Here is a 2,369-nt window from a genome sequence, read left to right as displayed (position 1 = left end):
GTAAGCGTGCCATGAACACCGCATTCTAATCTTTCAGCACGAAGAATAAGATCATCTCTCCAACCCAAAGGAGAGTTGAAATGGCAAAACGACGCACCAACCTAGAATGGCAATCACTGTTTGAACAATATGAAAGTAGCAGTGTTACCCAACGCGCTTTTTGTGAAGAGCATGGACTGAGTTTATCCACGTTCTTCGCCAAACGGCGTCAACTCCAAACAGCAAACCAATCGGAATCTGTCGGATTTGTTAGAGCCGAAATCGTTGAAAAGACAACCAAGTATCAGGCCCAGATAGCTACGGCGAACATGACACTTCTCATCAATGATGTGGAGCTGAGCATTCCTCAAGGCACGCCAGCCACCTATCTTGCTGAACTCATTGGAGCGTTGTCATGAAAGGTATGCTCAGCGCTCCAGACATTTACCTTTATCGTGAAAGCGTCGATTTTAGAAAGTCCATCAACGGCCTTGCAGCGATTATCGAAAATGATACTGACTTGCCTCTTGGCAGCGGTGCGCTGTTCCTGTTTACCAATAAACAGCGCGATAAGATTAAAGTGTTGTACTGGGATAAAACAGGCTTCGCCCTCTGGTATAAACGCCTTGAAAAAGCCAAGTATAAGTGGCCTTCAAAAGAGAAAAATCAGGTGTTTACCCTCACTCAATTTGAGCTTGACAGACTGCTTTCAGGCTTCACAATTATCGGCCACGAAGCCATCAAAATAAACGATTTTACAATGAGTTAGTCGAGAATAAAGCCTTATTCTCCAAGCGTTAACGGCACGATTTTAGTATAATCAATGCTATGAAAAAGACGCCAAATATCGACCCAGAAAGCCAAGATGTTGCCGAGCTACAAGCGATGGTAGCTGCTCTGATGTCGGAGAAAAATGAGTGGAAACAAGAGCGCCAATCGCTGCTTGAACAACTTAAACTCGCCTTCGACCGTCAGTTCGCGAAACGCTCGGAGGCATTAAAGCCTTACGATGAATCACAAGGTGACCTCTTCAACGAAGCGGAGTGTGAAGCCGTTAAAGAAGACGAGGTTGAGGTGACAACCACGACCACAACGAAAAAGCGCGGTAAACGTAAACCTCTGCCTAAGACCTTGCCTCGTGAGGTTATCGAACTTGATGTAGACGACCATGAAAAGCAGTGCGCTTGCTGCAATCATAGCCTGCATAAAATCGGTGAAGACCGCAGCGAGAAGCTAGAGTTCACGCCAGCGGTACTCAAAGTGTTGGAATATGTTCGTCCTAAGTACGCTTGCCGCCAGTGCGAGAAAACAGATGACAGCAGCCGTATCGTTCAGAAGCCATCCCCTCAGAGTCTCATCCCTAAAAGCTTCGCCACAGAAAGCTTGCTGACCAACATCATTCTTGGCAAATACCAATACGCGATGCCACTTTATCGCCAAGAATCGCTGTTTACCCAGTCGGGTATCGAGCTATCACGCACCACCATGGCAAGGTGGGTTATCCAAGTCAGTGAGAAGTTCGCCCCGCTGTATGCGGCCTTGAAGGAGAACCTGCTTCAACAAGTGGTGGTTCAGGCGGATGAAACGCCGCTCAATGTGCTCAAAGAAGAGAAGAAGTGTTATATGTGGCTCTACTGCTCAGGCGCTGACTCACCCGAATCGGCACTGCCGAATGTGAAAAATATTGCCTTGTACAACTATCAAAACAGTCGCGCGAGGGCGTGTCCCGTGGACTTTTTAGGTGACTACAACGGTTATCTACAAACCGATGGCTACGCGGCTTATGATGGTCTGCATCACGTCACCAATGTAGGGTGCTTAGCGCATGCTCGTCGCAAGTTCATGGATGCGAAGAAGCTTCAAGGGAAAGGTAAATCGGGCAAGGCTGATAAAGCGCTGGCTAAAATCCAAAAGCTCTACGGGATAGAATCACGCTTAAAAGGAGTGCCTGCCGAAGAGCGAAAAGCAGAGCGTCAAGCGTATGCCAAGCCGATACTGGATGAGCTTTACCAATGGATGATAACCCAGAAGGTGATTGGCTCTAGCCCACTAGGCAAAGCAATAAAGTACACGCTCGGGCAATGGCCTAAACTCATTCGTTATATCGACGATGGTCACTTATCTATCGATAATAATCGCGCTGAACGCGCAATTAAACCGCTGGTTATTGGCAGGAAAAATTGGCTATTCTCCAACACACCAAATGGCGCTGAGGCGAGCGCGATGCTTTACAGCATCATCGAGACCGCGAAAGCCAACGGTCTTATCCTCTACGACTATATGGTCAAGTGCATGAAAGAGCTGGCGAAAGCTGAGCCTGATATCGACGCACTCCTGCCTTGGAACTTCAAACACTGACAAGTCGCCCTGTAGGTTCATGGGGCGTTTAC

3 protein-coding genes are annotated in these 2,369 nt (G+C 47.8%); all 3 read left to right on the top strand.

The features are described from left to right. Nucleotides 1-80: 80 nt before the first annotated feature. The 3 genes from tnpA to tnpC are packed head-to-tail and all read left to right on the top strand — an operon-like array spanning nt 81 to nt 2,337. Nucleotides 81-398 carry an IS66 family insertion sequence element accessory protein TnpA gene (gene tnpA, locus AB4323_RS23430; RefSeq protein WP_017037717.1) on the top strand — a complete coding sequence of 106 codons (318 nt, stop codon included), beginning with the start codon at nt 81-83 and terminating at the stop codon, nt 396-398. After that, nucleotides 395-748 (top strand): IS66 family insertion sequence element accessory protein TnpB, encoded by a 354-nt coding sequence (tnpB, locus tag AB4323_RS23425; RefSeq protein WP_372153469.1) that lies wholly within the window; start codon nt 395-397, stop codon nt 746-748. Before tnpA ends, tnpB begins: the two co-directional genes overlap by 4 nt. A gap of 59 nt (nt 749-807) precedes the next feature. Next, nucleotides 808-2,337, top strand: a complete 1,530-nt coding sequence (tnpC, locus tag AB4323_RS23420) for an IS66 family transposase (RefSeq protein ID WP_372153467.1) — start codon at nt 808-810, stop codon at nt 2,335-2,337. Nucleotides 2,338-2,369: the final 32 nt, after the last annotated feature.

It is taken from the genome of Vibrio sp. 10N.261.52.C11 (assembly GCF_041471405.1).
Classification (GTDB): domain Bacteria; phylum Pseudomonadota; class Gammaproteobacteria; order Enterobacterales; family Vibrionaceae; genus Vibrio; species Vibrio crassostreae_C.
The sequence above is the reverse complement of the archived record's forward strand: the minus strand, read 5'-3'. Positions and strand labels throughout refer to the sequence as shown.